The sequence below is a fragment of the Tolypothrix sp. VBCCA 56010 genome (assembly GCF_050875635.1).
GTDB lineage: Bacteria > Cyanobacteriota > Cyanobacteriia > Cyanobacteriales > Nostocaceae > Hassallia.
The window spans coordinates 1-24,904 of sequence record NZ_JBPAOH010000118.1; the positions used below are offsets into that span (position 1 = coordinate 1).

At 40.6% G+C, this 24,904-nt stretch carries 31 protein-coding genes; 23 read left to right on the top strand and 8 right to left on the bottom strand.

What is annotated here, in order from left to right; all coding sequences use genetic code 11:
- Nucleotides 1-70: 70 nt before the first annotated feature.
- From AABK37_RS29565 to AABK37_RS29605, 9 genes are all read left to right on the top strand, one after another.
- The gene (locus AABK37_RS29565) at nt 71-727 is read left to right on the top strand and encodes a DnaJ domain-containing protein (protein WP_432555062.1); all 657 of its coding nucleotides are present in this window, start codon (nt 71-73) and stop codon (nt 725-727) included.
- A gap of 549 nt (nt 728-1,276) precedes the next feature.
- Nucleotides 1,277-1,492: a type II toxin-antitoxin system HicB family antitoxin gene (locus AABK37_RS29570; RefSeq protein ID WP_432555063.1), complete on the top strand. Its 216-nt coding sequence runs from the start codon at nt 1,277-1,279 to the stop codon at nt 1,490-1,492.
- On the top strand, nt 1,489-1,713 hold the full coding sequence (locus AABK37_RS29575; RefSeq protein ID WP_089128934.1) for a type II toxin-antitoxin system HicA family toxin: 225 nt from the start codon (nt 1,489-1,491) through the stop codon (nt 1,711-1,713). Before AABK37_RS29570 ends, AABK37_RS29575 begins: the two co-directional genes overlap by 4 nt.
- A gap of 35 nt (nt 1,714-1,748) precedes the next feature.
- Nucleotides 1,749-1,955, top strand: a complete 207-nt coding sequence (locus AABK37_RS29580; RefSeq protein ID WP_432555064.1) for a type II toxin-antitoxin system HicB family antitoxin — start codon at nt 1,749-1,751, stop codon at nt 1,953-1,955.
- 193 nt (nt 1,956-2,148) lie between these two features.
- On the top strand, nt 2,149-2,358 hold the full coding sequence (locus AABK37_RS29585; RefSeq protein ID WP_432555065.1) for a hypothetical protein: 210 nt from the start codon (nt 2,149-2,151) through the stop codon (nt 2,356-2,358).
- 20 nt (nt 2,359-2,378) lie between these two features.
- Nucleotides 2,379-2,639, top strand: a complete 261-nt coding sequence (locus AABK37_RS29590; protein WP_432555066.1) for a hypothetical protein — start codon at nt 2,379-2,381, stop codon at nt 2,637-2,639.
- A gap of 3 nt (nt 2,640-2,642) precedes the next feature.
- A complete protein-coding gene (locus tag AABK37_RS29595; protein WP_432555067.1) occupies nt 2,643-3,017 on the top strand; it encodes an HNH endonuclease in 375 nt (124 codons plus the stop codon).
- 332 nt (nt 3,018-3,349) lie between these two features.
- Nucleotides 3,350-4,153: a PspA/IM30 family protein gene (locus AABK37_RS29600; RefSeq protein ID WP_432555068.1), complete on the top strand. Its 804-nt coding sequence runs from the start codon at nt 3,350-3,352 to the stop codon at nt 4,151-4,153.
- Between the two features lie 2 nt (nt 4,154-4,155).
- The gene (locus tag AABK37_RS29605) at nt 4,156-4,530 is read left to right on the top strand and encodes an HNH endonuclease (RefSeq protein ID WP_432555069.1); all 375 of its coding nucleotides are present in this window, start codon (nt 4,156-4,158) and stop codon (nt 4,528-4,530) included.
- A 137-nt stretch (nt 4,531-4,667) separates the two neighbouring features.
- On the opposite strand, the gene AABK37_RS29610 is transcribed toward AABK37_RS29605, so the two are convergent.
- Nucleotides 4,668-5,753, bottom strand: coding sequence for a hypothetical protein (locus AABK37_RS29610; protein ID WP_432555070.1), 1,086 nt, complete (start codon nt 5,751-5,753; stop codon nt 4,668-4,670).
- 1,432 nt (nt 5,754-7,185) lie between these two features.
- Here AABK37_RS29610 and AABK37_RS29615 point away from each other — a divergent pair.
- Nucleotides 7,186-8,637, top strand: coding sequence for a glycoside hydrolase 100 family protein (locus AABK37_RS29615; protein WP_432555071.1), 1,452 nt, complete (start codon nt 7,186-7,188; stop codon nt 8,635-8,637).
- A gap of 295 nt (nt 8,638-8,932) precedes the next feature.
- Here the strand turns inward: AABK37_RS29615 and AABK37_RS29620 are convergent, their stop codons facing one another.
- The 3 genes from AABK37_RS29620 to AABK37_RS29630 all read right to left on the bottom strand — a co-directional run bounded on the left by AABK37_RS29620 (nt 8,933) and on the right by AABK37_RS29630 (nt 11,363).
- On the bottom strand, nt 8,933-9,349 hold the full coding sequence (locus AABK37_RS29620; RefSeq protein ID WP_432555089.1) for a hypothetical protein: 417 nt from the start codon (nt 9,347-9,349) through the stop codon (nt 8,933-8,935).
- 32 nt (nt 9,350-9,381) lie between these two features.
- Nucleotides 9,382-10,110, bottom strand: a complete 729-nt coding sequence (locus tag AABK37_RS29625; RefSeq protein ID WP_432555072.1) for a DUF1995 family protein — start codon at nt 10,108-10,110, stop codon at nt 9,382-9,384.
- A 104-nt stretch (nt 10,111-10,214) separates the two neighbouring features.
- The gene (locus AABK37_RS29630) at nt 10,215-11,363 is read right to left on the bottom strand and encodes a cysteine desulfurase family protein (RefSeq protein WP_432555073.1); all 1,149 of its coding nucleotides are present in this window, start codon (nt 11,361-11,363) and stop codon (nt 10,215-10,217) included.
- Between the two features lie 115 nt (nt 11,364-11,478).
- Between AABK37_RS29630 and AABK37_RS29635 the strand changes: the two genes are divergently transcribed.
- The 6 genes from AABK37_RS29635 (at nt 11,479) to AABK37_RS29660 (ending at nt 16,687) form a co-directional block, all read left to right on the top strand.
- The gene (locus tag AABK37_RS29635; RefSeq protein WP_432555074.1) at nt 11,479-12,891 is read left to right on the top strand and encodes a phospholipase D-like domain-containing protein; all 1,413 of its coding nucleotides are present in this window, start codon (nt 11,479-11,481) and stop codon (nt 12,889-12,891) included.
- 346 nt (nt 12,892-13,237) lie between these two features.
- Nucleotides 13,238-13,915: a DUF1345 domain-containing protein gene (locus tag AABK37_RS29640; RefSeq protein ID WP_432555075.1), complete on the top strand. Its 678-nt coding sequence runs from the start codon at nt 13,238-13,240 to the stop codon at nt 13,913-13,915.
- The gene (locus AABK37_RS29645; protein WP_432555076.1) at nt 13,916-14,488 is read left to right on the top strand and encodes a GNAT family N-acetyltransferase; all 573 of its coding nucleotides are present in this window, start codon (nt 13,916-13,918) and stop codon (nt 14,486-14,488) included. It begins immediately after the preceding gene.
- A 33-nt stretch (nt 14,489-14,521) separates the two neighbouring features.
- Complete coding sequence (locus AABK37_RS29650; protein ID WP_432555077.1) at nt 14,522-15,712, top strand: NAD(P)/FAD-dependent oxidoreductase; 1,191 nt, start codon at nt 14,522-14,524, stop codon at nt 15,710-15,712.
- A gap of 84 nt (nt 15,713-15,796) precedes the next feature.
- The gene (locus AABK37_RS29655) at nt 15,797-16,444 is read left to right on the top strand and encodes an HAD-IA family hydrolase (protein ID WP_432555078.1); all 648 of its coding nucleotides are present in this window, start codon (nt 15,797-15,799) and stop codon (nt 16,442-16,444) included.
- A 27-nt stretch (nt 16,445-16,471) separates the two neighbouring features.
- On the top strand, nt 16,472-16,687 hold the full coding sequence (locus AABK37_RS29660; RefSeq protein WP_432555079.1) for a hypothetical protein: 216 nt from the start codon (nt 16,472-16,474) through the stop codon (nt 16,685-16,687).
- Here AABK37_RS29660 and AABK37_RS29665 read toward each other — a convergent pair.
- Together AABK37_RS29665 and AABK37_RS29670 are read right to left on the bottom strand one after the other, a co-directional pair.
- Nucleotides 16,640-17,872: a molybdopterin molybdotransferase MoeA gene (locus AABK37_RS29665; protein WP_432555080.1), complete on the bottom strand. Its 1,233-nt coding sequence runs from the start codon at nt 17,870-17,872 to the stop codon at nt 16,640-16,642. The two genes, AABK37_RS29660 and AABK37_RS29665, sit on opposite strands and share 48 nt — an antisense overlap.
- Before the next feature lie 58 nt (nt 17,873-17,930).
- Nucleotides 17,931-18,587 (bottom strand): 7-carboxy-7-deazaguanine synthase QueE, encoded by a 657-nt coding sequence (locus AABK37_RS29670; RefSeq protein WP_432555081.1) that lies wholly within the window; start codon nt 18,585-18,587, stop codon nt 17,931-17,933.
- 238 nt (nt 18,588-18,825) lie between these two features.
- Between AABK37_RS29670 and AABK37_RS29675 the strand changes: the two genes are divergently transcribed.
- The 6 genes from AABK37_RS29675 (at nt 18,826) to AABK37_RS29700 (ending at nt 23,427) form a co-directional block, all read left to right on the top strand.
- Nucleotides 18,826-19,383, top strand: coding sequence for an RDD family protein (locus tag AABK37_RS29675; protein ID WP_432555082.1), 558 nt, complete (start codon nt 18,826-18,828; stop codon nt 19,381-19,383).
- Nucleotides 19,384-19,426: 43 nt separating this feature from the next.
- The gene (gene rpmG, locus AABK37_RS29680; RefSeq protein WP_432555083.1) at nt 19,427-19,621 is read left to right on the top strand and encodes a 50S ribosomal protein L33; all 195 of its coding nucleotides are present in this window, start codon (nt 19,427-19,429) and stop codon (nt 19,619-19,621) included.
- A gap of 3 nt (nt 19,622-19,624) precedes the next feature.
- Entirely contained in the window at nt 19,625-19,840 is a 216-nt protein-coding gene (gene rpsR / locus AABK37_RS29685) for a 30S ribosomal protein S18 (RefSeq protein ID WP_029634024.1), read from the top strand.
- Nucleotides 19,841-20,101: 261 nt separating this feature from the next.
- Nucleotides 20,102-22,162 carry a ribonuclease catalytic domain-containing protein gene (locus AABK37_RS29690; protein ID WP_432555084.1) on the top strand — a complete coding sequence of 687 codons (2,061 nt, stop codon included), beginning with the start codon at nt 20,102-20,104 and terminating at the stop codon, nt 22,160-22,162.
- Nucleotides 22,163-22,223: 61 nt separating this feature from the next.
- Entirely contained in the window at nt 22,224-22,529 is a 306-nt protein-coding gene (locus AABK37_RS29695; RefSeq protein ID WP_432555085.1) for a type II toxin-antitoxin system ParD family antitoxin, read from the top strand.
- Nucleotides 22,530-22,593: 64 nt separating this feature from the next.
- Complete coding sequence (locus tag AABK37_RS29700) at nt 22,594-23,427, top strand: 2-isopropylmalate synthase (protein WP_432555086.1); 834 nt, start codon at nt 22,594-22,596, stop codon at nt 23,425-23,427.
- Nucleotides 23,428-23,661: 234 nt separating this feature from the next.
- Here the strand turns inward: AABK37_RS29700 and rpsU are convergent, their stop codons facing one another.
- Together rpsU and AABK37_RS29710 are read right to left on the bottom strand one after the other, a co-directional pair.
- The gene (rpsU, locus tag AABK37_RS29705) at nt 23,662-23,856 is read right to left on the bottom strand and encodes a 30S ribosomal protein S21 (protein WP_089128907.1); all 195 of its coding nucleotides are present in this window, start codon (nt 23,854-23,856) and stop codon (nt 23,662-23,664) included.
- 125 nt (nt 23,857-23,981) lie between these two features.
- The gene (locus AABK37_RS29710) at nt 23,982-24,290 is read right to left on the bottom strand and encodes an RNA recognition motif domain-containing protein (protein ID WP_432555087.1); all 309 of its coding nucleotides are present in this window, start codon (nt 24,288-24,290) and stop codon (nt 23,982-23,984) included.
- A gap of 141 nt (nt 24,291-24,431) precedes the next feature.
- Here AABK37_RS29710 and AABK37_RS29715 point away from each other — a divergent pair, with 141 nt between their 5' ends.
- Nucleotides 24,432-24,644, top strand: coding sequence for a hypothetical protein (locus tag AABK37_RS29715; RefSeq protein ID WP_432555088.1), 213 nt, complete (start codon nt 24,432-24,434; stop codon nt 24,642-24,644).
- The last annotated feature ends 260 nt before the right edge of the window (nt 24,645-24,904 follow it).

Here is a 24,904-nt window from a genome sequence, read left to right on the forward strand (position 1 = left end):
TTGCCACACCTTGATTCCTTAAAAACTACCCATAAGGGTTTTGACCCTTCTTGCTTAGTCTCTCACAAAAATGGTCGGTTTATTTCCGCCACCCTGTACTAGTGGCAGTGCCGATAAAACTATTAGACTTTGGGATGTAAAAACTTGGGAACAGCGCTGTATTCTTACCGGACATTTGGCAGCAGTTAATACACTTACCATCAGTCCTAATAATCAAACTCTTATTAGTGGGAGTACAGACACCACCATTAAGCTGTGGAATCTTGACACTGAGGAACTACTCTACACCCTCACTGGACACTCAACAGCGGTTTTATCTGTTGCTATCAGCCCAGATGGACAAACCCTCGCTAGTAGCAGCAGGGACGGCATCATCAAACTTTGGAACCTACAAACGGGGGAAGTATTACAAACTCTTTCTGGGCGTAGTCCCGTTGCCTTCAGTCCTGATGGCAAAATGTTGGTAAGTGGTGGTAACGGTGGAAGCATCAAGATTTGGTCTCAAAAACAAAACTTTAATGAATCCGTACTTAACCCAATACTATCTGGGGAATGGTGGGAAATCTTAGGCGTAAATCCGGGCAATCATCGCAGTGATATCAAACAAGCCTACCTTCAATTAGCAAGACAATATCATCCTGATGTCAACAGTTCTGCAACTGCAAAAGCCTCAATGCAAGCAATTAATCAGGCTTATAAAGAGTTTTTAGCGCAATTAAATACCTGATAGGTAATCAACTTTAATAAACCAGTTCACTAAACCGAACTAAGCTGTATACTCTGTGGGGAGTTTGAAAGAGTAGTTCTTTACTCGCTCTCAAAAGTGCTGTACTTTAGATTCCCCAGAATCTATTGTCTTATTAAACTCCGTTGACTCAAAAATCATAATTTGTACGGTTTTACCTTCCAATTCGGAATTTAGCTTTTCGCTAAGAATCAATTCGCCATTAGTGCAGGTTGCTTGCACAATTTTGACCATAGGACTTGATTGGTGATTATGGTTTACATTCTTTAAATGTACGCTAAAAACAAAGACCAAAAATGCTTAGATTCCAGGGTGCTTTGATTGGCGTAGCGCTAAAGTTAGAACGCTTGAAGACGCGATCGCATCAATGTTCTTCCTCTATGCCTAGAAGTGAAACCTATATCAAATAGCACTCTCTACAAATTCCTCCCTAAAATCCACAGGCGATACTCTTACAGAGTCACTCCGCGATCGCACTTCTTTCTTTTGCTACTCTAAAATTACATATCTCTCAAAAATCGCCATTTAAACATGACCAGAGAATTCAACGTAATTATAGAGCGAGATTCCGAAGGTTACTTTGTTGCTTCTGTACCTAGTCTTCCTGGATGTCATACACAAGCTAAGTCTCTAGACGAACTTATTGAGCGCATTCAAGAAGCCATTGAGCTTTGTTTAGAAGTTGAGCAAGACAAAGCCGAAACACTCGAATTTATTGGTGTTCAGAGAGTTTCAGTTGAGGTATGAGCAAACTACCAAGTTTGACTGGACGAGAAGTAATTGCAGCTCTTAGCAAAGCAGGTTTTGAGGTAGCAAGAGTGCGCGGAAGTCACCATTTTTTAATACACAGTGATGGTCGTCGAACTGTCGTTCCAGTACACTCAGGTGAAACAATTGGTTCTGGTCTTATAGCACAGATACTCCGTGATTGTCAAATAGACCGCGAGGAATTCAGGACACTGTTATGAGACATTAAATCGCTCGCAGTAGAGCAAAGGTGGATATGAACTTCACAATAGAAATTGAACAAGAAGAGGATGGACGCTTTCTGGCTGAGGTGATTAATTTTCCTGGTGTGCTGGCTTATGGGCAAACAAGGGAAGAAGCGATCGCTAGAGTTCAAGCATTGGCTTTGCGGGTTTTGGAGGAAACGAACCGCAGAGTCCCAGAGAGCGCAGAGAGAGAAGAGGAGAATGTGTCAGTTGTGTAAGGTGATGGGTTTAATATTTGAAGATTTGTGATGAGAGTTTAAATTCTTTATAAATAAGCTGGTGTATTTAAGGATATTGGCTTTTTTATGCTTGGCAAAAAGTTAATTCAACATTTAAGTAAAAGCACAAATGTAGTTAGAAAAAACCTTATGTTACTTTTTTAGAAGTCAGGTAAATTAAGGTACAAAAATAATGGCTAAAAAACGTAAAGAAGATGATGCTAAAGAAGCTGCGGCATTTGCAGCAGGTGGAGCCGCAGCAGGTGCAGGCGTTGCTGCAACAGTTGGGGGTATGGGTTTAGCAGTAGGAGGAACTGCTGTAGCCATTGGTGCTGCTCCGGTTGTAGCTGCTGGTGCGGTAGTTGGACTAGCAGCTTATGGATTGAAGAAACTTTTTAAATAGGATTTAGACGGTAAATAACAATGGATAATCAAGATAAGAATATTTTAGGTGCAATAGCAGCTATTGTAGGTGTTGCTGGTACAGTCGCAGTCGAAATAGAAATTCCGGTTGCGGCTCCTGGAATCTTAGGCGCTATAGGATTTACCAATGCAGCCACAGTAGCAATTCCAGTAGCAGCTATTGTAGGAGTTGTGGGAGTTGTGGGGTTTGTAGCTTACAAAGGTTACAAGCACTTTAACGGTACAGATGATGATGATACTCAAAGGTTCCCCGGTAGCTAATGGATGATTTCACCCAAGACTGCTAACCCACTGCAAAAACTGGTAGGCGGTGTAATTCGGGATTTGGTATCTCAGGTTAATAGTCAAAAAGCTGATAAACCGAAAAAGCTAAAGACTAAAAAACCTGTTACCAAATCTCAATCTCAGCCAAAGCAACAAGCAAACAAGCGATCGCGTTATATTCCCGCATCAGTTCGTGTTTCAGCTTTACACACAGACGGCTACAAATGCGTTTTTTGTGGACGCACTACACAGCAAGCCCAGCTAGAGGTTGACCATATTCTGCCTTTTTCCAAGGGAGGAAGTAACGATATAAGCAACTTGCAAACGCTCTGTCTAAACTGCAATCGCGGCAAAGGTGCGCGTAGCTTGAAATAAGGTACAAAATTTTTAATTATCGTAAATAGCCCTTCAGTGAACTTCACCGAAGGGCTTTCACTATTTCAAAAATCTCTCTTCTCTCTTCCTCTGCTTCCTCTGCGTCTCTGCGGTTCGTTACTCTTTGCGGAAAATTTTAAAGTCACGTTAAGCATCATTTATTAACTAAAAACCTAAGATAGCTCAAGACTGCACTTCACACAAAATTTAAGAATAAAAAGCAAGATTTCACTGATTATAACGAGGTTGCAAAAGCTTACTCAGCTTAAACTAAACATAGTATTATCTATCACTTTTAACCAAGTAATAACCAGGAAATAAAAGACAGAAATATGGGACTAAATAATCGTATCAGCCGCATAGTCAAGGCAAATCTTAACGATATAGCAGGTAATTTCAAACCAGGACAAAGTGCAGCGTTTATTGCTGGAGGAGTCGCCAGTGGTGCTGCTATTTCTCATACAGTCGGGGGTATGGGATTAGCAGCCGCAGGAACAGCTGTAGGTATTGGTGCGCCGCATTTGATGGCTGCGGGAGCGGTTGCGGGTATGGCTGCTTATGGAGCTAAGAAAGGAATAGAAAATCAAGATGCGTTGGCTTTGGGTGCTGCTGCACTAGGAGCGGTTGGTGGTGCTGGAGTTTCTGCCACTGTTGGAAAGATGGGATTACTTGCAGCCGGAACCGGGTTTAGCATTGGTATGGCTCCTGTAGCTGCTGCTGGTGCAGTAGTTGGACTTGGTGGTTATGGTTTGTTGAAGCTGCTTGATGGTAGTCAAGATACTAATGACCCAAACAAAGTTGTTGAATCTCTTAACCAAACAAAACTCAGCATACTAGAGAATATTCATCTTGCTAAACGTAACAGAGAACAAATACAAGCAAATTACAACCAAGCTCAAAATAAAGTCCAAGAGTGGCATCAAATAGCTTTATTAGCTATGAAAAAAGAACGTGAAGATTTGGCTCGTGAAGCTTTGACTCGCAAGCATACTCTTAAGCATACTGCTGATAGCCTGAAAAATCAGCTTGAGCAGTTAATCACAGTAATAAACAGTCTCGAAAATGACTTAAAGTTTATTGAAAAGACAATTGCCCAAGTTAAAGCACAACCAGGCTCAAACTATGGGTGGGTTTAACAATGGCAAGAAAAACTACTAATTCACTGCAAAAACTTGTGCGAGGGGTGATTCGGGATTTTGCAGTTTTGGTAAATGAGCCAAAGCCTGAGAAAGTAAAGAAGGCAAAAGCGAAAAAATATCTTGTTACCAAATCTCAATCTCAGCCAAAGCAAGAAGCAAACAAGCGATCGCGTTACATTCCCCTATCAGTTCGTTTTACAGTTCTCCAAAGAGACAATCATAAATGTGTTTCTTGTGGTAAAACTCCCCCACAAGTCACCCTAGAAGTTGATCATAAAAAACCGTTTTCTCAAGGAGGCACTAACGACATTAGCAACTTGCAAACACTGTGTTTCAACTGCAATCGCGGCAAAGGTGCGCGTAGCTTAAAATAACGTACAAAATCTTCAATTATCGGAAATAGCCCTTCAGTGAACTCACCGAGGGGCTTTCACTATTTTCCCTCTTCCTTTGCGCCTTAGCGCCTAAGAAAGCGGGAACGGCTTTGCCGAATGCGTGAGACCTTGTTAAATCAAACACCACTCTCAACAGATTCCTCTTGAAAACCCAAACGCGATCGCTCTTGCAAAAATATCTCCTGCATTCGCTCAGTATAAGGCAGCAACAAAGCTTTTTGTTCTGGATTCACACGCCTAATAATTTCATCCCCTAATACTTGACACCATTTTTCTGTCATTTCCCATTTAATTTCCACTCCCTCCACAACCATCTGACATAAAGGAAGCAATTCTTCTTCAAATGATGCCATACTACCCTCTAAAAAACACAGCCATAAATATGCCTGAAACATATTTAAGTCACGAAGGCAAGAGTGTGTTACACCAGAATCATTCAATTTTCCCCGACGGCTGCGATGATTGGGCAATAATTCCATCAGTCGATTATAAACACTTTGAGCAATATCCCTAGCTGCTGGTAACATTTGCTCTACAATCATAAACTCAGGCGAATTGAATTTATATTTAGCACTTTGATTGCAGACTCGCTGCCACGGCATCGCAACTTGCTCTTCTACAAAGTTTAAGTAAGAAGCAAGCAATATTTTTTCAGATGGTGTAAGTTTTTTCAGAATTAAGCTATTGCTAAAATTCAACTGCGTTGTCAAAAAACCTAGGGCACGCCAATCCTTAGATGCAATGTGTTGTTCTTGAAACACCATTAATATTGGTTCAAGAGCGTATGCTAGTTCTTCGACTGCTGGAATTGCCCATAAAGTAAGGGAATTATCTTTACTTTCAACCGAAACTGAGCCAGTATTTATTGACTGTTTTTTATAAATATCTAGTAATTTTCTATACACCCTAAAGGCAAATTGAGTTATGCGCTTTGCCTCGTTCAAATCTAAAATGTTAGGAATATAAGAGTAAAGGGTTTTCGTTTGTATCCATGCCATGTTGCAGTTGATATCTAATACGTTATCCTTTAACTTGGTAGCAGTTAAGGCTCGACCCTCTGGGGATGAGGCTTTGAGCAACGAATCAGCGGATGCTCCGTTTTCTAAAGATAGAGACGATAAATCAACTGTGTAGCGCTGTGCCCAAAGATTGAGCAAACGGTCAACCGTCGGAGTTTTTACAGGTTGAGAGGTTTTTAACATAAATTTTTCCTGGCTAAACTTGATTAATTAATTTTCTGTATATTATTCATATAATTACGCCCTGTATAAGATCAAGTATAATTACTACATATTAATTAAGTTAGATTACTTCTGAGCCAATATAAAGATTGCTATGTCGGAGCGATCGCTTCTACAAAAACGTGCGTAAGCAAATCTACTCATGCCAACCGCAAGACTTGGGCGATGTCTGGCTACAAGAAGCAGAGCTTCTTCGCTCCTTCAGTTGGTAGTGCATTAGCTTCTGGACGCAACCTGATTAAAATTGTAGTTTACACTAACTTTAAGATTCATCCGCAAGATTTTACAAATTCTTGCCGATCCCTACCCGTTGGCTTTTGCAAATGGGTATATTATATTTACTTATGCGTCAGTAACAATAGTTACAAAATAACAGTTAATTTCAAACGATAAGTTTTAAATCTTAACAGCATAAGAAAAAGAACTATCCAACAAACATACTTTATGCGATAGTTCGTATTGCTGTTTCCGTGGAGAGAGTAGCAAACGCTTGTTTTATTGCCGAAGCAAGCAACAAGTCTTGTTATGAGTTACGGACATTAGAAATTTTCGCTTTCTTAGTCTGTAAATAACTGAGTAATTTGCTTTTATTATTATGTATCGAATGCTATCGCTCTTTGAGTAACTTCAGTAGAAAAAAGTCTTGAATCCTCTGACCGCATCGATAATATTACTTAAGTTTAAGGAGTAGAAATTTTATTGTTGTTTCAAAAATAACTTTATCTTGTCTCCATCTTTTTTCATTTTGTCTGCGTGCAAGTTTTCTGGTTAATCATGTAAAGGCTGTATGCCTTTCTCTAGCTGCACTCTGGCTTTTTAACTGGATAAGAACACATGTGAACGAAAAGATATGTATGTTAAAATATTCAGCTTTTATGAAAAAATGATGACGAAAATTTTAAAACTATATTGCATCTTCTGAAAATTCGTTATAAATTATTAACTAATAGGGGAATAATTTAATTTGTAGTGTAAAAAGCTAAATTAAATTTAAGTAAATACGCTGTTGCAGCTTTAATTTAATGTGAAGCCGAAACAGCGCAGGAAGTATAGTTCTGTTTTTCAAGTAATTATTCCGAATGTGAAGCAGAAAAAATCGTCATTTAAAAGTATATTTGACTGCACTTTTATAAACGATTATGTTAGTACTACTTACATGAAAAAATAAATGATTTAGTTCAGTATAAATACAATTTATCAAAATAACCGAAAATTTTAGAAAAGCTGCTTCTTGAGCAGCTTTATCTGCTATTTCTGGATAAATTATTAGCTGATTGTATTGCTGCTCAAAAAATTGTCTTTGTTATGATCGAAATAGCAAAAATAATAATCAGGGCACATCTACCACAAGACACAATATAAGTACAAAATCTAAACGGAGATATAAAGAGCGATGCAACTAAACGAATTAGTAACAATTAAAAGTGTAGACCAAGAAGCATGGGAAGCACTAGAGAAATCGATTCTTTACTATCAAGGACGTCCCGTGGGCACGGTAGCCGCCTATGATGTATCAGTAGAAGCGCTCAATTATGACCAGTGCTTTATTCGAGATTTTGTTTCTTCTGCGTTACTTTTTCTGATTAAAGGCAGAGCGGAAATTGTGCGTAATTTTCTCGAAGAAACTTTAAAGTTACAGCCGAAAGAAAGAGAATTAGATGCTTATAAGCCAGGTAGGGGTTTGATTCCAGCTAGCTTCAAAGTAATATCTCACAAAGGAGAAGAATATTTAGAAGCTGATTTCGGCGAACACGCGATCGCTAGAGTGACACCTGTTGATTCTTGTCTGTGGTGGATGATTTTATTGCGTGCTTATGTCATCTCTACCAAAGATTTTTCTCTAGCTTATCAACCTGAATTCCAAAAAGGTATCAGGTTAATTATGGAACTTTGCTTGGCAACTCGCTTTGATATGTATCCAACGCTGTTAGTTCCAGATGGTGCTTGTATGATTGACCGTCGTCTAGGTATCTACGGGCATCCTTTAGAAATTCAAACTCTATTTTATGCTGCATTGCGTGCGGCTCGCGAGTTACTAATTTGTAAAGGCAATCAAGATATTGTCGAAGCAATTGATAACCGCTTACCTCTATTATGCGCTCATATCCGCCAGCATTATTGGATAGATATCAATCGCCTAAATGCAATTTATCGCTTCAAAGGTGAAGAATATGGCAAAACAGCGGTTAATCTTTTCAATGTATATGCAGATTCTCTTCCCTATTATGAATTAGATAAATGGTTGCCAAAAAAAGGTGGTTATCTAGCAGGTAATGTTGGACCCTCGCAGCTAGATACTCGCTTCTTTTCAGTCGGAAACTTGATGGCGATCGTTTCCGATCTGGCAAGCGTTGACCAATCGCAAGCGATTATGAATCTCATCGAGAAACGATGGGACGATTTAGTGGGAGATATGCCGATGAAAATCTGTTTCCCCGCTTTGGAAAATGATGAATACAGAACTGTAACTGGATGTGACCCGAAAAATATTCCCTGGTCTTATCATAATGGTGGCAGCTGGCCCGTTTTAATGTGGATGTTGGCGGCAGCAGCGGTAAAAACTAACAGAACAAATCTCGCACAAATGGCGATTGAAATTGCCGAAGCACGTTTGAGTGATGATGAATGGCCCGAATATTATGATGGTAAAAAAGGGCGACTGATGGGTAAGCAAGCCAGGAAATTTCAAACCTGGACTATTACTGGATTTTTATTGGCAAAAGAACTAATGGCAAACCCTTCTTATTTACCATTAATCAGTTTTGATGAATTACCTCCAGAAGTAGTTTCTAGAGCGTGTGAGTTTGAAATCAATAGTGTTGATACTTACACTTCTCGCGCTTAAATAAGTAGTCTAAAGTCCAGTTGATGGGCTGCTTAGGCAGCCTTTATCCTTGAAGAATTTTCAAATCACGACGCAATTCAAAGGAAAGTGAAAAATACTTAAAACATCGTGTGTCCAACCTGGTAGAATTAGCCTCATGGCAATATATAGCAATCCGTTTAGGAATCGTGAAAAACAAGATACCCAATTTCTTAAAGAAGTCGGGTATCTGAAGAATTTAGATTTTTAAGATAAATATACTAGTTTTATCTCCTTGTCATCAGCTGGATGATGATGAGTAATGACTGCTGATTGGTTACTCCCTTCCCGCTCGTTCGCCGCTAGGCGTTCGGTGCAGGGTAGAATACCTATTTAACGAACCGCCCTTCTCCCAAAGGGAGACGCTGCGCGAACGGGTTCGCCAGTCCCCCATCGTGACGGAAAGCGGAGCCACTGCGGTGGACGGGTCTCCCGGCATAAAGCAAGTGGCGTCCAAGACGGGGGCTGGACTCACAAAGACACGTTCGGCTTTGCCGTCTCCGAAGGAGAAGGACACAAAGGAAGAAGAGAAAGAAGATAGGTAATCTTGTAGCGGGAAGAGAGTAAGTTGGCTAATGGGGGCAGGTTTCATCTCACCTCGAAAGTCTAGCAATTGAACAAGAATTAGGTAGGCGATCGCTAAAATTATCGAAATTGCACCTGTAATAATTGCCACTAATTTTGAACGTTCCATCAGTATTTCCTCTTAAGAAAAAGTGAAAACTCCTAACTACTCAATGCTTTGAGGAAACGTTGCAAACTCTTGAATACACCGGGCTTTTTCGCGGGTGTACCATTTGAGGTTTGCGAACCTTTTGCTAGAATCAGATCCACCTCGTCACCAGCCGGTTTTGTGGCTAAGTCGGCTATTTTTTCGTAATTACCGCTTTTTTGCACCCAGATTTCCCACTGTTGAGGGTAGCAGCGAAATACACCTGTTTCATCATCTACAGGACGCAGGTAATAACATGATTCAAGGGTGCTAATGAAGCGATCGCGTGTTTGTCTTGCGGTATAACCGATACCCACGGCGCCAGCTTCATCTAAGCGAGGATTTAAAAGGACAAAAGGGCGATCGCCTATATATTCACATAGTTTTTCCAGCTGTGGCACTTCTACAGAAGTGGGAGCGATAAATAAGAAAATTTCGTCTTCTGGCTGAATTTTTGATTCTAGGGAAGCAACTCTACCGCTGCCAATATCTTCAATTTTAAATGGTACATCTGCCCAGTCGCGACGGGCAAGAGCCGCAGCACCCGCATCGGTAAAGAATATTTTCAGACGAGAATCATATGCTTGAAAAGCTGGTAAAAATTGCTCCGCGACTGACATATGTTTGAGTTCTGGGAAGACTAACTCAACTTGCAGACGTTTATAACCATCCGCTAGCGCTGCTTGGGTAGCGACTTGTGCTTGAGCGATCGCGTCTTCTAAAGTATTAGGAAGTTCAGCCATTTTAAACGATTTTAGATTTTATAAAGAATAAATTGATTTGTTACCATCAATCAATTGAGTAGCTCTGTCTGTGAAATTATGAATTATGAATTATAAATTAATAATTATTTGGTCAACCTTTGCAAAATTTGCTTGAACACCATCGCTACCCAATCTATATCAGCTTCTGTGGTTTCGCGTCCTAAACTCATGCGAATTGCTCCTAATGCAGCTTTTTCTGAATAACCCATCGCTAACAATATCGGACTAGGACTTAGTTTACCACTATTACAAGCGGCTCCAGCACTAATACCAATACCAGCTAAATTCATCATTCGTACTAAAGTTTTACCGCTGAGTTTTTCCCCATCAGCTTGTTGCAGACAGAAACTGACATGATGAGGTAAGCGGTAAATCATATCACCTGTAGGTATTAAACCAGGAATATCGGCTAATTGGGAAAACAAGCGATCGCGTAATTTAATTAAACGCGGTGTTTCTGTTACTATTTCTTGCCCTGCTAATTCTGCTGCCACACCAAATCCGGCAATATTTGGCACTGCTTGCGTACCTGAACGCAGTCGCATTTCTTGCCCTCCACCACTCAACAAAGGCGCTAAATCCACTCCTGGACGGGCATACAGCGCTCCTGCACCTTGGCATCCATAGATTTTATGGCTGGAAAGACTCAGTAAATCTACAGGCAATGATTGTACGTTTATTGGCAAACGACCGGCAACTTGGACAGCATCTGTGTGGAATATGACGTTGTGCGATCGCGCAATATTTCCTAATTCGGCTATTGGTTGGACTGTCCCAACTTCACTTTGACCGTAAATCACGGAAATCAGCACGGTGTTAGGTTGCAACGCTGCTTCTAAATCTACAGGATTTACTGTCCCTTTTGCATCCACCGACAAGCGGGTTATTTGCCAACCCCACATTTCCAATAATCGCGCTGGTTCAGAAATTGCAGAATGTTCCACACTCGATATTATCATATGTTGGGGAACAGCGTACAAACGAGCGATACCCATAATTGCCAGATTATCAGCTTCGGTGCCCCCAGAGGTAAAGATAATCGATTCAGGATCGGCAGCGTTAATTAATCCCGCAACTTGCATTCTCGCTTGTTCAACAACTGTTGCTGCTCGTTGTCCCCACTCGTGTAAGCTGGAAGGATTGCCCCACTGTTGAGTGAGGATTGCTTGCATTGTGGCGATCGCTTCAGAACGAGTGGGAGTAGTCGCACTATAATCTAAATAAATTTGCATATTATATTTCGGGAAAACACACGCTGGCAACTTTTGACATTTGGCTAATTCTGCGTTGAAAAACTTGCTTATTTGGGAATTATAAATTTGTTCACCCAACGATTAACAGACTAAGGTGCAAATTTTTTCTCCTCAAAGACATTTTTATTTTATCTTTTTACTGGTACTTACCCTCGCAGGTTGTCAGCGAGTCCAGTCTGACAGTAAACGTCTTCAACCTTTGCCGCAAGATTTATTAGTCAAAGTTTACTTTAACCATTCCGAGTCTTCAGAATATAAAGAACCTTACCGACAGCAAACCCGTCTTGGGGATGATTTAGAAAAACAAATTGTTGATGCAATTTACCAAGCTAAATCAACAGTAGATGTAGCAGTACAAGAATTACGTCTACCCAAAGTTGCACAAGCGCTGGTTGATAGACAAAAAGCTGGAGTTAAGGTGAGATTAATCTTAGAAAACACCTATAGTCGTGCTTGGAGTAATTTCACTGCGGCAGAAGTTGGTAAGCTAAATAAGAGAGAAAAGGACAGATATCAAGAATTTAGCCAATTTGTAGACATTAACAAAAATAATCAACTTAGTTCACAGGAAATCAACCAAAGAGATGCTTTGGCGATTTTACGCAATGCGAAAGTCCCTATAGTTGATGATCTAGCAGATAATTCACGAGGTAGCGATTTGATGCATCATAAATTTGTGATTGTGGATAATCGCATTGTGATTGTTACTTCCGCCAATTTTACCTTGAGTGACATTCATGGAGATTATTCTAATAATACCAGTTTAGGTAACGCCAATAATTTATTGAATATCGACAGCCCAGAATTAGCTGCTTTATTCACCAAAGAGTTTAACATCATGTGGGGCGATGGACAAGCGGGAAAATCAGATAGTAAATTTGGCTTAAAAAAACCATTACGTTTACCTGAACAAATCAGCTTAGGTGCAAACAAAATTACCGTGCAGTTTTCACCAACTTCCCCTACTCAACCTTGGAGTAAAAGCAGCAACGGTTTAATCGGCAAAACTTTAACTTCCGCGACAAATAACGTCAATATGGCATTATTTGTCTTTTCCGAACAGCGGATTGCTAATATCTTAGAAAATCGCCATCAAGAAAGCGTGCAGATTCGCGCTTTGATTGAACCACAATTCGCTTATCGTTCATATAGTGAAGCATTAGATATGATGGGTATTGCTTTGAGTAACAAATGTAAATATGAACTGAATAACCATCCTTGGCAAAATCCCATTACCACAGTTGGTGTACCTTTATTACCCAAAGGTGATTTATTGCATCATAAATTTGCTGTCATAGATGGACAAATCGTAATTACAGGTTCTCACAATTGGTCGGAAGCTGCAAATAATGGTAATGACGAAACACTTTTAGTAATTGAAAACCCTGTAGTTGCGGCTCATTATATGCGAGAATTTGAACGTCTTTATAATAAGGCAAAAATCGGTTTACCGCCAAATAAATTAGAAAAAGTGAAAACGCAAGAAAAAAAATGTTCTTTAAATTGAATTCGTAGTGAGCGGTAAACCGCTCACTAAAAGGGATAGAGCCTTCACCGATGATTATTTGGGCAACCTTTGTTAATAGGTTAGATCCATCGAATTAAAAAAGGTTTTATTTGGTATCCTTCTTTTGTTGGTCTTTAAGGGTGACAAACAAGAGATAACGAACCGCGAAGACACGAAGGACACGAAGGAATAAGAAGAGCGAGAGGGTTTTTGCATAAGTCCTATAAACATTTTTCTTTCTTCGTGTCCTTCGCGTCTTCGCGGTTCGTTTTTTGAGTTCTATAATTGCAATAGGTTATTACAGGCAAGATATACTATTAATTATGCTTTTTAGTTTGATTAACTTATGCGATCGCCTGATCTACCTAATTCTCTAATCAAAATAGATTCTCGACACCGACTGCTTACTTCTATTTGTTTAGCGACTTTCGTATTAGTAATACTTCCCCATTCACTACACTTACCTACACGCATTCTCACTGCTTGGAATTGTGGTATTGATTGTTTATTAGCCTTGAATTTGGTGATGATGTTTAAGGCTACTCCAGAAACGATGCGTCGTAATGCTAAACGTGAATATCAAGGTCGTTTGGCTATCTTTATTTTGATTATCGCTGCTGCTTGCGCTAGTGTATTAGCTATTGGATTTTTACTCAGCGATAAAAAGGGAATATCTCCAATCTTCCTAACTCTACATGTCATGCTTGCTGTGATGACAATTATAGGTTCTTGGTTGCTCGTACATACAGTATTTGCACAGCAATATGCACGCAATTATTATCAAGACCATGAAACAAAGAATGAAGAAATAGCCGGAGGTCTAGATTTTCCTAGCGACCATCAACCTGATTTTTGGGACTTTTTATATTTTTCTTTCGTCATTGGCATGACAAGTCAAGTCTCAGATGTCCAAACAACATCACGAGATATGAGGCGTTTAGCGTTGGTACATGGAATATTATCTTTCTTTTTTAATACTACTATTTTAGCAATGAGTATCAATATAATTGCTTCGTTAATTTAGATGATAATCAATAACGATAATATCATGATTCGTCAAATGCAAGACGAAATGCACGACTATCAGTTAATGGCAAAATGGCTGACTGATGATAAAGTTTTAGAATTTTACGAAGGAAGAGATAATCCTTTTCCTTTAGAGAGAATTATCGAAGCATACAAACCCCAAGTCATGGGAGATGACCCGGTTATCCCTTGTCTGGTTTATTATGACAAACTACCTATTGGTTATATCCAATATTGCTTGCTTGATGACTTATCGGAAAACGATAGGCAAACATATTGTATGGATGAAACTAATAATGTTTATGCAATTGACTTGTTTATCGGTGAAACGAATTATTGGAATCAAGGAATTGGTACTAAAATATTATCAACGCTTGTCAACTATCTTTTTGCAGAATTGCAAGCTGATAAAATTGTCATCGATCCACATGTGAGGAATACTCGCGCTATCCGCTGCTACGAGAAATGTGGCTTTGAAAAAGTGAAAATTTTGCCCAAACATGAACTACATGAAGGAAAATATCAAGATAGCTGGTTAATGGTCACAGATAGAAATAAATTATTACACTAAAAGAACTACCTGACAATGCCGATTTAAAGACCGATGACTCAACAAACAGCTAGAATTTGTATACTAGGTGGAGGCTTTGGTGGTCTTCACACTGCCTTACGTTTAAGTCAGTTACCTTGGGCTACGCAAAAACCGGAAATTGTTCTGGTAGATCAAAGCGATCGCTTCCTCTTCTCCCCTCTCCTCTACGAACTTCTCACCGGGGAATTGCAAACTTGGGAAATTGCCCCTCCTTTTGAAGAACTTTTACAAAACACAGGTGTGCGTTTTTGTCAATCACTCGTATCGGAAATTGACATAGACCAGCAAAGAGTACACTTACAGAATAGTCAGGAAATCCCCTACGATCGCTTAGTTTTAGCGCTGGGTGGAGAAACTCCTTTAGATTTAGTTCCTGGTGCTTCATCCCACGCTTACCCCTTCCGCAGCGTTGCTGATGCGTATAATCTAGAAGAGCGTTTGCGCGTTTTAGAAGAATCACCAGCAGACAAAATCCGCGTCGCAATTGTTGGTGGTGGTTACAGTGGTGTAGAATTAGCTTGCAAACTTGCAGACAGGTTAGGAGAAAGAGGACGCTTTCGTTTAGTTGAACTCAGCGATCAAATTTTGCGAACTTCCCCAGAATTTAACCGCGAAGCTGCCACAAAAGCTTTAGAAGCGCGGGGTGTGTTTATTGATTTAGAAACCCAAGTTGAATCAATTACTCAAGATAGCATTTCCCTAGATTATAAAAATCAGGTTGATACAATTCCCGTAGATTTGGTAATTTGGACTGTGGGAACGCGAGTTAGTCCGGTAGTGAAAAATCTTCCCCTCAAGCAAAATCAGCGCGGTCAAATTACCACTACACCAACTCTGCAAGTAGTTGACCATCCAGAAATCTTTGCTTTAGGAGACTTAGCAGACTCTCATGATATCGAAGGTCAGCAAGTCCCGGCAACCGCCCAAGCTGCTTTTCAACAAGCTGATTATACAGCGTGGAATATCTGGGCAACTTTAAGCGATCGCCCTTTACTTCCCTTCCGCTACCAGCAGTTAGGGGAAATGATGACACTGGGGATAAACAACGCTACCCTCACCGGTTTAGGAGTTAAATTAGATGGTTCCTTAGCAGCTGTTGCTCGTCGTCTAGCTTACCTCTATCGGATGCCAACTTTAGATCATCAGCTAAAAGTTGGTTTTAACTGGTTAGCCCGTCCTATCATCGAAACACTTTCTAAATAGACTTTCATGTGATAGAATTAGCAGTTCACACATATTGTAGAGACGTTCAGTCTGGAACGTCTCTACGACGGTTGCTGCATCACTATGGAACGACCTAAAGTTATTTTTTTAGATGCTGTTGGTACACTCTTCGGAGTTAAAGGCAGTGTCGGTGAAATTTATAGTCAGATAGCGCAGGAATTTGGTGTCAAAGTTCCCCCCGATACTTTAAATAAAGCATTTATCCAAAGCTTTAAAGCAGCCTCACCACCGATATTTCCCGGTGCAGAACAACAAGATATTCCTCAGCGCGAGTTTGATTGGTGGTTGCAAATAGCTTGTCACACATTTGAACGCGCTGGTGTTCTTGCACAATTTTCTGACTTTTCAGCTTTTTTTAGCGAACTTTATATTCACTTTGGTACAGCCGATCCGTGGTTTGTTTATCCAGATGTTTTAGCATCATTAATAAATTGGAAAGGGTTGGGAATTCAACTAGGGATAATTTCTAATTTCGATTCTCGTCTCTACTCGGTATTGCAAGATTTGCAACTAAGAGAGTTTTTTAGTTCGATTACAATATCTACCCAAGTAGGTGCAGCAAAACCCGATCGCCAAATTTTTCTTACCGCTTTAGAAAAACATAACTGTCCACCTGAATTAGCATGGCACATCGGCGACAGCATTAAAGAAGATTATCACGGTGCTAAAGCAGTTGGACTCAGAGGTATTTGGATTAATCGGAATGGGTAATGGGGGAATGGGCATGGGGCATGGGGCATGGGGCATGGGACAAGGAGACAAGGAGACAAGGAGACAAGGAGACAAGGAGACAAGGAAGAATTTATCCGATTCTCAATGCCCAATGACGCCAGGTGCTTCAAGCCGGGAAACCCGTCCAACGCACTGGCTCCCCAATGCCCATTGCCCAATGCCCAATTCCCACTATCAACCAACAACTTGCAAAACTTGCACTTCCTCACCTGGAGAAATTAAGGTTTTACCCACAGGTAAAATAGCTAAAGCGTTGGTTTGCGCTAAATTTATTAAGTTTCCCGAACTGTGACTGCCACCAGCTACGTGAAAGTGGTAAAATCCATCAATTAAATGCAACTTACCCCAAAGGTAAGTTTCCCGCTTGCCATCGGATCGCAATTCTTGATGCGATCGCACTTTCACAAAACTTAGCCAATTGTCTGCAAGCCCTGACATCTTTCTCATAGCCGGTTGCACAAACCGCCAAAATGTCACTAAAACCGCAGCCGGATTTCCTGGTAAACCAAAATATAAACAGGAATTCTGATTTGGGAAAGTAGCGAAAGTCAGCGGTTTACCTGGTTTCATTTTCACAGATCGAATGTGAATTTTTGCGTTTAAGGATTCGAGAATTTGCTCAACGTAGTCGTAATCTCCCACCGAAACGCCGCCAGAAGAGATAATTATATCGGCGTTAGCTATGGCATCGGAAATCGTTTGTTTTAAAACTTCTGGATCGTCCTTAACAATTCCTAACATTAACACTTCTGCCCCGGTTTGCCTAATTAAAGAGGCGATCGCATACTGATTGGAATCCACAATTTGTCCGGGTTGCAGCGGTTTCTCAGGCGTTACCAATTCATTACCTGTAGAAAATATAGCTACACGCAATTTGCGGTAAACACGTAATTGGGTACATTGAGCAGCAGCTAAAACGGCAATTTCCGGCGCATTCAAGACAATGCCGGCGGGTAGTAATTCTGTCCCAGCTTGATAGTAAGATGCTTTATGTCGGACAAATTCTTGGAGTTTGGGTGCAGTCAGGATAAAAACGCGGTTATCTTCAAAGCGAGTTTTTTCCTGCATAACTACTGTATCCGCACCCGCTGGCATTACCGCACCGGTGAAAATTCGCGCAGCTTGCCCCAACTTAATTGTACGCTGAGGCTGATACCCGGCGGGAATTTCTTCGATAATTTCCAAAACCGCTGGTGCTTCCTCGCTGCAATGCTGCACATCTTCATAACGCACAGCGTAACCATCCATCGCCGAATTATCCCAATGGGGAAAGTCTAGGTTACTTATGACAGGTGAAGCGAGAATGCGATTATCTGCAAGTAAATCGACAACTTCTGTATCTCGCTGATTGTGCAGCGGTTGCACCAAATTTAAAATAATTGCTTCTGCATCACTGACTGACAACATGGCGATCCTGACTTTTACAGAGTTAGAAGTAGTAATGAAGCGTTTCCGGGATTATTTGTCATTGGACTCCGATATATTTATGTGTTTGCAAAGAAAGCCTGTAGTGAGGTTTTTGTTGTAGCAATTGTAAAATTAGAGGTAGGGTTTTTGCGGAATTGTTCCATTCTGGTTGCAAGTAAACAGGCAGGCTAGATTGAGCATATAGATGTTCTTGGTAGAAGTCAACTTCTGTACCAGTTTCTATCACTATCTTCACTTCATTTGTCCGACTCCAAAACTGCTTTTGGACTGGGTATCTAGGGTTAACGTGTTCCTTGGGAGATAAAGTAATCCAAGCCGCAGGAGAGATTTCTTGCCAAAAAGCACCAGAGGTTTCAATACTGACTTCCTTGCCTGCTGCCAAGAGAGCTTGCACCAATTCAGGTAAATGCTTTTGAATGAATGGCTCTCCACCAGTGATTACGACTCTGGGAGATTTTAGCTCCGCTAAAAGTTCGTGGATAGAGCGGTAAGTTCGCGGTAATTTGGCACCACCATCAGCATAACCAGTGTCGCACCAAGGGCAGCCCACCGGACACCCAGACAAGCGAATAAAGTCTACCAGAGAACCAGTCCAGTATCCTTCACCTTGAACTGTACTCTGAAAAGTTTCGTGAATTGGTAACTTGATATCTAACATTGGTACAATTGTTGATGCAGTCTTGATATCTAACATTGGTACAATTGTTGATGCAGTTCGGCAATTTAATTAAATGGGTAAAATTCGAGTCAAAAATTCACTAAAAAAAACATAACATGGATTTCGCATAAATTCACAACAAGCGTGTTATATAAGCCTTTTAGCGTTATTTTTCTAAGTGAAAAGATACACGTCCTTTTTACTTTTATCTTTTGATTTTTTAGTGATGAGCGTTCAACGCCAACTTTTAACCTCAATATAAATATTTATTTTTATGACTATCGACCGAGTACCCCAAAAACATTATCCCAAAGTTGACATCGGGCGACGCGGTATGGCATTGGGAATCGATTTCCTTGGTGTCTGGTTACTCAGTTCGGTATTCGGTAGCGGTGAAATTGGCATTCAAGTTGTGCAAATACTAGTTTTTGCGATCGCTTGGGGAATAACGCGAGTGGTGGTAGTGTACAACAATCAGGGGCAGAGTCTAGGACGTTGGGCTTTCGACATGAAGCTGCTAGAAGTCCAAGATGGACAAGTAGTAGGCAGAATTCCAGATTTGCAGTCTCTTCTCAAAAGAGAAGCTATAATCTGTTTTGGTGCGCTTTTAATATCAATTGCCCTCGGCAACATTATTAAAAACCCGACTGCTATAGTGCTAGTGATTCCTCTAGCAATAGACTGTGGGGCTGCGTTATCAGATACCCAGATGCGTCAGGCTTTGCACGATCGCGTATCTGGTACTATCATAGTTTCGTCGCGTCGAGGCTATTCGCTGGATATAAAAATCAAGCGATTAGTTGAAATTACACGACGTAATGTGAGAAAATAGTTATTTGTGTTAATTCTCTTCAGGCTTTACTGTTTGTAAGATTATGGCTAAAAGTAAAGGTGTCCGCATAATTGTGACACTGGAATGTACTGAGTGTCGGTCAAATCCAGATAAGCGTTCTGCTGGTGTTTCACGTTATACCAGCACTAAGAACCGTCGCAACACAACCAATCGGCTAGAACTGAGCAAGTTCTGCACCCACTGCAACAAACATACCGTTCACAAGGAAATCAAGTAAAACATGAGTTATTTCCGCCGTCGTCTGTCTCCGATTAAGCCTGGAGAACCAATCGATTATAAAGATGTCGATTTATTGCGTAAATTCGTCACCGAGCGAGGTAAAATACTTCCACGTAGAATTACCGGACTGACTTCTCAGCAACAGCGAGAGTTAACATTAGCGATTAAACGCTCCCGGATTGTGGCATTGATGCCTTTCATCAATGCAGAAGGCTAAATCGATTTTGGAGCCAAGGATTTTAGATTTTGCGAAAAGTTTGAGCGGAGGTTTCCTCCGATCAAAGCTTTTAAAGACGGATTGTCAGGAGGTACTACGTTAATAGTGTACGTAGCCTATTGTTACTGAGTCCACAATCTAAAATCTAAGTAAGCCAAGTGAGAATAAGCTTTTACATCTAAAATAAATGGATTTAGGATTTAATACTAATTATTTAATCCAAAATCCCAAATCTAAAATCTAAAATCTAAAGATGCGATTGTGGAGAAGGGGACGCTAGTTGAATTTAGAGTTCAAGGCGATCGCCGTCTGGGTGTAGTAGAAAAACCAGACGGCAAAACCCGTTGGTTTGTGGTAGATGAACGCAGTCAGTCCCACAGCCTCGCGCCAAGACAAATTACTTACACTGTTAGCGGGCAAATCTACAAGCCCACAGAAATTAAAAGCTTTCAAGAACAAGTTAAGGATTATTTAGATCCATCAAGCTTGGAGATCGCTTGGGAATTACTGGTTGAGGATGGAGAAACAGTCACTCCTAAGGAAATGGCGAATTTGCTGTTTTCCGATTCAGATCCGACTTTGTGTTACGCGGCTCATTGCTTGTTATCAGATGATAAAATGTATTTCAAGCAAAAGGGAGAGGCTTACGAACCTAGAAGCGCTGCGGCTGTTGCAGAACGCAAACACCAGTTAGAAGTAGAAGCACTCAGAGCGAAGGGACAGCAGGAATTTTTAGAGCGTGTAGAACAAGCGCTCAAAGGTGAATCGGTAGAGTGGGGGCGGCACGATCGCCATAGAATAGAAGCAGTAGAAAAATATGCCGCTCTCCTTGCGGATATCGTGCGTGGGGGTGTAAATTATGAGACTGTGGCTCGCGCATATCCCCCCCCAGCTCCAGTATTGGAAACCATGACCATGCTAGGGCGTCCCGCTACCCCCCAAGGAGCCTTTCAACTGTTAATTGATTTGGGTTGCTGGAGTCCTCATGAGAACTTATTCCTACGTCGTTCGTCAATTCCGGTTCAGTTTCCTAGCAAGGTATTAGAAGTGGCGCAACAGCGTTTGGATTTTCCGCCGGCTGACTTAGATAGCGATCGCCTGGATCTCACACATTTGAAAGTCTACACAATTGATGATGAAAGCACCACTGAAATAGATGATGGTCTGAGTTGGGAAAGACTTGCAGATGGACGGGAACGCTGGTGGGTGCATATCGCCGATCCCACACGCTGGTTAGCGCCAGAAGATGAACTAGACCTAGAAGCCAGAAAGCGCGGTAGTACAGTTTATCTGCCTACGGGAATGATTCCCATGTTTCCAGAGTTATTAGCAACCGGACCCATGAGTCTAATTCAGGGTAAGGTGTGTTGCGCTCTCAGCTTTGGGATAATTTTAAATCAAGCTGGGGCAGTAGAAAATTATAGCATACATGCGAGTTTAATTAAACCCACATATCGCCTGACTTACGAAGATGTCGATGAAATGCTTGAGTTGGGCGTAGAAGCAGAACCAGAAATCGAAGCGATCGCCAACGGAGCAACAAGACGCAAACAATGGCGCTATGCTCAAGGAGCAATCAGCATCAACATGCCGGAAGCGATGATTAAAGTCAAAAACGACGAAATCAGCATCGACATATTAGATGACTCCAAATCGCGCCAACTCGTAGCCGAAATGATGATTCTTGCCGGTGAAGTTGCTGCTCACTACGGTAAAACTAATAACATTCCCCTGCCTTTTCGCGGTCAGCCACAGCCGGAATTGCCCCCCGAACAAGAATTGCTTCAGCTACCAGCCGGATTTGTCCGCGCTTGCGCTATGCGTCGCTGTATGCCCAAAAGTGAAATGAGCATCAACCCGCTGCGTCATGCCGGTTTGGGATTAGATACCTACACTCAAGCGACTTCTCCGATCCGTCGCTACAGCGACTTGCTTACGCATTTTCAGCTAAAAGCACACCTGCGCGGTGAAGTTCTGCCTTTCACAGCAGATCAACTCAAAGAAGTGATGATGACAGTGACTGCCATCACCCAAGAATTAACGATGGTGGAAAGACAAACTAATAGATATTGGGCTTTAGAATATTTGCGGCGTCATCCCCAGCAAGTTTGGCAAGTTACCGTTTTGATGTGGTTGAGAGAAGATAGCAATTTAGCATTAATTCTTTTAGAAGATTTAGGCTTGCAATTGCCCATGTCTTTTAAGCGATCGGTAAATTTAGGCGAACAGATATTAGTGAAAGTCAGCCACGCCGATCCGCAAAAAGACGTAATTCAGTTTCAAGAAATAATTTATCAAGAAGCGCAATCAGCTGCGAATTAGACCTTATCACCTGACACCAACTAAAGTTAGGATCTAAAGTACTTTTAACGAGGTAATAATCATGAATGTATCCTTAACTCTAGAGTTAGAACAGTTTATTAAAGATAAGGTTAATAGTGGTAAATACAACTCAGTTAGTGAAGTGATTGGTGAAGCTTTGAGATTGCTAGATGAACGCGATCGCTTTCAAGAGCAGCGTCTAGCAGAGTTAAAAGCTAAAATTAGAGAAGGGATTGAAGAACTAGAACGAGGCGAAGGAATTGACGGCGAAGAGGTATTTGCTGAACTTGAAGAGGATATCCGGCGCGTTGAAGCCCAAATGCAGCAAGCAGAGGCTGCAAAATATCGAATACACGTAGAGACGTAGCAGTGCTACGTCTCTACAAGGTTTTGGGTTTTATATATGTACTTCATTTACCTGAAATCTACATATGTCATCAGCTAATAACAAAGTGCTAATTTTTGACACCACCATGCGTGATGGAGAACTTACTCCTGGTGTCAAAATGAATTTGCAACAAAAAATCAGCATTTCCCAACTGTTGGAAAACATGGGAATAGATATTATTGAAGTTGGTTATCCAGGGACTTATCAAAAAGATTTTGAGGAAGTTTTGCAGATTTCTCAAATCATTAAAAACTCTATTATTTGCGGATTAGCAAGCGCAAATGAACATGAAATAATCACTCTTGCTGAAGCGATTAAACCAGCCAAACAAGGCAGAATTCATACTTATAGTTTGGTAAATATTAAGAATCAATCTATCAGCACACAAGTATTAGCAACAATTAAAGATAGTGTATCTTTGGCACGAAATTACTGCGGTGATATTGAATGGAGTGCGTTTGATGCTTTAAGAAGTGAGCCTGATTTTTTGTGTCAAGCTATTGAAACTGCAATCAAAAGCGGTGCTACTACAATTAATATTCCTGATAGTTTAGGTTTGGCATCACCATCAGAATTTTCGCAACTTCTGCAAATGATTTTTAATCGCGTGCCAAATATTGATGAAGCTGTGGTTTCAGTTCACTGTCATGATGATTTAGGCTTGGCAGTGAATAATTCGCTGATTGCTTTAAATTGTGGCGTCAGGCAAATTGAATGTGCAATTAATGGTTTGGGTGCAAGAAAGGGAAATGCAGATTTAGAAGATGTTGTGATGGGGGTTTTACAACAGGGGAATTATCAAGTTGATATTGACACTACATTAATGAGTAAAGCCTCAGAGTTAGTTGCTGAAATAACTGGGATTAAAAATAAATAACAGATTGAATACTCTCTACTTATCAAATAAGAGGGTTAGCTATACTTCTTAGCGCCCTCTTGAAACAAGGTAAATCTGGTAAAATAATTTAACCAGCGCCTGTAATTTGGCATTTCCGTCCTTTGACGAGTATTGACACTTTATGGAAGAGAGAGTAGCCACAAAGGACGTTTTAATTGGGTAATGAAGAGATGCTGGTTTTATTTACCAAATGCACTTATTTACCTTTAAATATTACCTAAAGCGAGAACGTTGTCTGCGACGTTGCTTGTGTCTTGCGATCGCTTTACGCTTTTCTTTCTCTAACGGTGTCTCAAAGTGACGCTTCTTTCGCATATCTTGGAAAATTCCTGCTTTAGAAACTTCCCGCTTAAATCTTCGCAAAGCTGATTCAATTCCTTCGTTTTCTCCTAAGACTACTTGCGTCATCCTTGTTCCTCCTATATGTGAATCAATAGTTACAAGTCATAGCACAAATAAAATATTCCAGCAGAGTCAAGCATTTGCCTTTATCTGCTGGAGACTCTTAAATTTGAAGTTTTTAACTTAATGACTTAATAGCGGCGATTACCACCACGGCTGTTATTTCCCCAGCTACCACCACCACCACGGGGTCTTTCTTCGCGGGGTTTAGCCTTGTTCACTTTGAGATCGCGTCCCATCCATTCGGCACCATCGAGTGCTTCAATTGCGGCTGTCTCTTGTGCTTCTGTTTGCATTTCTACGAATGCAAAGCCACGAGGACGACCGGTTTCGCGATCTGTGGGTAACTGAACTCGATTAACAGTTCCGTATTCTGCAAAGGCAAGCTTAAGATCTTCTTCAGTTACCTGATAGGATAAGTTACCTACGTAAATTGACATTTGGCTGTCTCCCAAACCAGAGAATGTAGAGAGTTAGATTCGGAGAGACCTTTTAAAATTTTAAAACGAATTCCCAACCGAAAATAATCCTTATATGCACTACTATAACACAAAGTTCAATATAGACATTGTTTGTAAACTTTGTATAAAGATGAAAAAGACCTAGACCCTTACTTGGATGAAAGCCGCTTACTGTATGATTTTGGAGCATTTAGTAAATATCGCTTATTGTCTTTATTTTCAGAGGAAAAAGCGATCGCATCAAACCACAACCTAACTAATTATTACCTGATTATCAGTGAATCTACTCTTTCAGCTTTCTGGCTTCCACTCATCAGTATTCTTATCATTTAAATAAATCATAAAATAGTTTTTACAAAAATGGCTTGCTAATAATAGCAATTTCTAAAAGCCCGTCTTGAATGTATGCGATCGCACTTATATATTTTTCCCTTGAACTTTAACAAAAAAAACAAAAATGCACTTTTCCAACTAATTAAGAGACAATATAATACCATTTCTGCATGAAGCTGCGCTAAATTAAGAACAAGGGTGCGTTTGGTTTAAATGTGATGGGTTTAAGATTGCAAGTCGAGATTAAAGAAAGCCTTGAA

Bases quoted from the DNA above. Each gene is read 5' to 3' on its own strand.
- AABK37_RS29675 (WP_432555082.1), top strand. From the start codon at position 18,826: ATGACTATCGACCGAGTACCCCAAAAACATTATCCCAAAGTTGACATC.
- AABK37_RS29655 (WP_432555078.1), top strand. From the start codon at position 15,797: ATGGAACGACCTAAAGTTATTTTTTTAGATGCTGTTGGTACACTCTTC.
- rpsR (WP_029634024.1), top strand. From the start codon at position 19,625: ATGAGTTATTTCCGCCGTCGTCTGTCTCCGATTAAGCCTGGAGAACCA.
- AABK37_RS29630 (WP_432555073.1), bottom strand. From the start codon at position 11,363: ATGCAAATTTATTTAGATTATAGTGCGACTACTCCCACTCGTTCTGAA.
- rpsU (WP_089128907.1), bottom strand. From the start codon at position 23,856: ATGACGCAAGTAGTCTTAGGAGAAAACGAAGGAATTGAATCAGCTTTG.
- AABK37_RS29700 (WP_432555086.1), top strand. From the start codon at position 22,594: ATGTCATCAGCTAATAACAAAGTGCTAATTTTTGACACCACCATGCGT.
- AABK37_RS29615 (WP_432555071.1), top strand. From the start codon at position 7,186: ATGCAACTAAACGAATTAGTAACAATTAAAAGTGTAGACCAAGAAGCA.
- AABK37_RS29585 (WP_432555065.1), top strand. From the start codon at position 2,149: ATGGCTAAAAAACGTAAAGAAGATGATGCTAAAGAAGCTGCGGCATTT.
- AABK37_RS29565 (WP_432555062.1), top strand. From the start codon at position 71: ATGGTCGGTTTATTTCCGCCACCCTGTACTAGTGGCAGTGCCGATAAA.
- rpmG (WP_432555083.1), top strand. From the start codon at position 19,427: ATGGCTAAAAGTAAAGGTGTCCGCATAATTGTGACACTGGAATGTACT.
- AABK37_RS29710 (WP_432555087.1), bottom strand. From the start codon at position 24,290: ATGTCAATTTACGTAGGTAACTTATCCTATCAGGTAACTGAAGAAGAT.
- AABK37_RS29570 (WP_432555063.1), top strand. From the start codon at position 1,277: ATGACCAGAGAATTCAACGTAATTATAGAGCGAGATTCCGAAGGTTAC.
- AABK37_RS29660 (WP_432555079.1), top strand. From the start codon at position 16,472: ATGGGGCATGGGACAAGGAGACAAGGAGACAAGGAGACAAGGAGACAA.
- AABK37_RS29595 (WP_432555067.1), top strand. From the start codon at position 2,643: ATGATTTCACCCAAGACTGCTAACCCACTGCAAAAACTGGTAGGCGGT.
- AABK37_RS29640 (WP_432555075.1), top strand. From the start codon at position 13,238: ATGCGATCGCCTGATCTACCTAATTCTCTAATCAAAATAGATTCTCGA.
- AABK37_RS29605 (WP_432555069.1), top strand. From the start codon at position 4,156: ATGGCAAGAAAAACTACTAATTCACTGCAAAAACTTGTGCGAGGGGTG.
- AABK37_RS29650 (WP_432555077.1), top strand. From the start codon at position 14,522: ATGACTCAACAAACAGCTAGAATTTGTATACTAGGTGGAGGCTTTGGT.
- AABK37_RS29665 (WP_432555080.1), bottom strand. From the start codon at position 17,872: ATGTTGTCAGTCAGTGATGCAGAAGCAATTATTTTAAATTTGGTGCAA.
- AABK37_RS29695 (WP_432555085.1), top strand. From the start codon at position 22,224: ATGAATGTATCCTTAACTCTAGAGTTAGAACAGTTTATTAAAGATAAG.
- AABK37_RS29620 (WP_432555089.1), bottom strand. From the start codon at position 9,349: ATGGAACGTTCAAAATTAGTGGCAATTATTACAGGTGCAATTTCGATA.
- AABK37_RS29575 (WP_089128934.1), top strand. From the start codon at position 1,489: ATGAGCAAACTACCAAGTTTGACTGGACGAGAAGTAATTGCAGCTCTT.
- AABK37_RS29670 (WP_432555081.1), bottom strand. From the start codon at position 18,587: ATGTTAGATATCAAGACTGCATCAACAATTGTACCAATGTTAGATATC.
- AABK37_RS29645 (WP_432555076.1), top strand. From the start codon at position 13,916: ATGATAATCAATAACGATAATATCATGATTCGTCAAATGCAAGACGAA.
- AABK37_RS29610 (WP_432555070.1), bottom strand. From the start codon at position 5,753: ATGTTAAAAACCTCTCAACCTGTAAAAACTCCGACGGTTGACCGTTTG.
- AABK37_RS29580 (WP_432555064.1), top strand. From the start codon at position 1,749: ATGAACTTCACAATAGAAATTGAACAAGAAGAGGATGGACGCTTTCTG.
- AABK37_RS29625 (WP_432555072.1), bottom strand. From the start codon at position 10,110: ATGGCTGAACTTCCTAATACTTTAGAAGACGCGATCGCTCAAGCACAA.
- AABK37_RS29590 (WP_432555066.1), top strand. From the start codon at position 2,379: ATGGATAATCAAGATAAGAATATTTTAGGTGCAATAGCAGCTATTGTA.
- AABK37_RS29600 (WP_432555068.1), top strand. From the start codon at position 3,350: ATGGGACTAAATAATCGTATCAGCCGCATAGTCAAGGCAAATCTTAAC.